General features: G+C 46.1%; 2 protein-coding genes. Both read left to right on the forward strand.

The window, feature by feature from the left end; genetic code table 11:
• Positions 1-49 precede the first annotated feature (49 nt).
• Positions 50-1507, forward strand: coding sequence for a gamma-mobile-trio recombinase GmtY (gene gmtY, locus AB4140_RS19010; RefSeq protein ID WP_372002202.1), 1458 nt, complete (start codon positions 50-52; stop codon positions 1505-1507).
• On the forward strand, positions 1507-3426 hold a 1920-nt coding region (locus AB4140_RS19015), incomplete at its 3' end, for an integrase family protein (RefSeq protein WP_372002204.1). The genes gmtY and AB4140_RS19015, both read left to right, overlap by 1 nt.

Genomic DNA, 3426 nt, shown 5'->3' on the forward strand with positions numbered 1-3426 from the left:
CATAGGACTATAGTGTATTATATGTTTAATATGTACACGGAAGGTTAGTTTGTCATCAGTAAAAGTTAGAGCAACGATTGTAGAGGACAATACGGGCATCAAAAGCCAACTGCCTATCTTGCTAACTGAGCAAGGAGAGTTAAGTACGGTCACAGACTACCTACTCAAGCTAGAGGCAGACGGTGTGAGTAACTCCGTCATGAATGGGTTTATTCAAGCGGTGTCCTTGTTGCTGGATTATATGGAAGCAAATAGAGGATTGTTTGACGATCCGAAGTTGCTCTTTCAGACCTTTTCTAAGCGGTTGTATACAGGAACGATTGGTGAGGATGGACTTGACCCATCAGGTTTGTATTGGGTGCCAAGCTCAACCAGTAACGTGAATAAGCATATTCATCGATTGACGGCATTTACAGATTGGTTGGCAAACAAGCACGGCACTGCGTCCATGAATCCCTTGCGTGATGCTACCCCTCATGAGCAGCGATTGAATTACGCTGCATGGTATCGAAAAAACCAAAATGATTTCCTTGGTCATATTGAAGATAAGACCGTCAACAAAACCATCCGTAAGGCGCGAACCATTAAAGGACGCACGCCACTCACTAAAACCGAGGATGATGCTATCGCCTTTCCTGAAAAACATTGGGAAGATTTTTATATAAACGGCATCGGTGGCGCGAGCGATCCACGAGTGGCACTCAGGGACAAGTTAATACTCCTTCTCATGCACGGTGGCGGGTTACGCGAAAGTGAAGCTTTAACGCTTTGGGTGACAGACGTGTTTGAAGATCCCTATGAGCCAGATAGTGCTATCGTTCGAATTTACAACGAAATAGATGGCAAAGCCCCTGATGGTTGGCGAAGTCGTTCTGGTACACCAAACAGAGAAGCATATCTAAAGGAGCAATATGCTCGCATCCCTCGCCAGCGCATGAAAGGCACAGCACATCTTGGTTGGAAAAACCGTGTGGTTGACCATAAAGACAATTACATACAGGTTCAGTGGTTCCCAACCGACTACGGCAAAGTGTTTATGTCACTTTGGAAAAACTATCAAAAGTACCGCGCCAGCATCGACTGTCACCACCCTTATGCGTTTATTTCTTTTCATCACAGCGCCTTCGGCAACCCTTACACCATCAACGCTTTCCATGATAACTACGCCAACGGCTTGAAACGCATTGGTTTGGAGCAAAGCAAGGTTGAAGGTAAAGACCCTCACGGGCATCGCCATAATTACGGTAGACGATTAGAACGCTCAGGGTTGAACCCGTTGGTGATTCGACGCTGTATGCACCATAAGTCCCTCGATTCACAAATCCCCTACACAGGCAAAGGTCAGCAGGAAATCTCTGATGAACTGACCCAAGCGACACTGCAACTGGCAAACCCTGAATCCAAAGTCAAAGCGCTCGACTGGAAAGCACTGGTTGAGCATGGCTTTGATGACATCGACCCACAGGGGTACTTCACTGGCAAACATCCAAAATTGAGAGGTAAGTAATGGCGAAAAAGATAAAAAATGATGGACGTTCATCGGATTTAACCTTCTCTTGGATGCTCACCACGCTTGGTGCGGAGTGGCAACAATGGCAGGAGTTGGCAGCGGAGTGGATGGCCGCACAAACCACATCGATTGACCCTAAACTATGGTCGCTGACACGCTTTTTTGAGTCTTATATTGCTAAATGTGCACCTTATGCAATTAGTAATCTAGATTTATTTTTCAATGGTTATGAAGGACATTTATGTTCTAGTGAAGAGCTGGAGAGACTGGGTAAAAATACGCTCAATGACCCAAATAAAATCCAAGCGAGTGTAAATATTCCTGCTGACTTCATCGATTTTGTTATTGAACATCATTGTTCTGTCGAGGATGATAATGGCAACCTAGTACCTGCGTTTCAAAACCCACTCAGTAAAATTAAAAGACAAGTTTTACATAGTGAAACCGTCCGTAATCCTTTGCCGTATCGTTACATTCAGGACTTACGCCAAATCCTTTGTCCGTTGCCTGATAAAACTGAACTCACCGTCATTGAGCAAAATCTCAAGGACGGTGAAACCTTGCTGCCTGCCTATCATTATCGCCATTTCAAGCATTGGACATGGGCGCAACAGCAAACAGGGCAAGGAGAAAGAGGTGGCGATGGTGACTGGTTTGAAGTCGAGCCAGAGCTGATTGATGGGTCCGACCCTGATTGTGTGTGGCGCACCAAAGAGGTGACTCGCCATATTAAAGGAGAGGGGAATAAGAAAATCACCGTCCATCAAATCTGGTCGCCTGTCAAAGCGATGGTGATTTTCATGAAACTCCACCTGCCGCTTCGTACCTATCAGGTGCGAATACTCGATAGTGGCGAAGCCGATACGTGGCGTTATGAAAACGGTCAATGGGTAGTGAACACCCAACATGACTTCGCACTTGGCAGCGAAAAGCGCCCGTTCGGAAAAGGCATCTTCCGCCGTATTCACGACACCATGACTGGGCTGTATTCTACAGGCTTGTATATCAACACCAATAAGACTGCGGATCAAAACAAAGATGAGCTAGAGCGTGGTTATATCATCCCTTGGCAAAATGATGAAGTGCTGTACTGGCTTGAGAAACTGCGTAACTGGCAAGAAAAATACAACCCGATTACAAAACCTACCGATTGCACCACACTGCTGAGAAAACACACGGGTAATAAAAAGTCGAACAAACAGCTAGAAAGCATGGCCGAGATTGCCTTTCTGTTTCGTGATGCATCAGCAAAAGGTGAGGATAAACATAAACCAATATCAGACGTAACTGTAGCGCCTTTCTGGTATCAACTCCTATTGACGCTAGAAAACCAACTCGCAAAACGTGGTAATACCCTAGATAACGGAGAACGGCTAAAACTGGTTGTGGATTACTCAGAAGGTACTTGTGAAGGTGCTAAATTTGCCACACTTTTTCCCCTACACAGCTTACGAGTCTCACTCATCACGGCGTATACAATGGATACGCAACTACCATTGCCTGTCATTTCTAAGCTATTGGCGGGGCATACACGCCTGTTGATGACTATCTACTACAACAAAATTACCCCGTCCGTGATGGCAGAGAAAATGGATGAAGCGCATGGTGAGTTGGATGCGAAATCCAAACAATCAGTGCGCAACTTCCTTAAAGATGCTTCGATGGAGCAAATCCAATGCAAGATGGTGTATCACAGTGATGATAGCATTCAGGCGGCATTGGTTAACCGTAATCCGATAGGCTGGGAAGAACGCTCGTGTGGGATGTGTCTGGTTGGTGGCAACACCGTGAAATCGGATGAAGTCAGTACCCTTGGTGGCTGCTGGAACGGTGGTGAGGTGATTAGAGATGCAAAAGCCGCTCAAGGTCGCGTCTACGCCAGTGTGCCGCACGGCTCTGAAAACTGTATCCGCTGC

The organism is Shewanella sp. 10N.286.51.B2 (assembly GCF_041469265.1).
GTDB lineage: Bacteria > Pseudomonadota > Gammaproteobacteria > Enterobacterales > Shewanellaceae > Shewanella.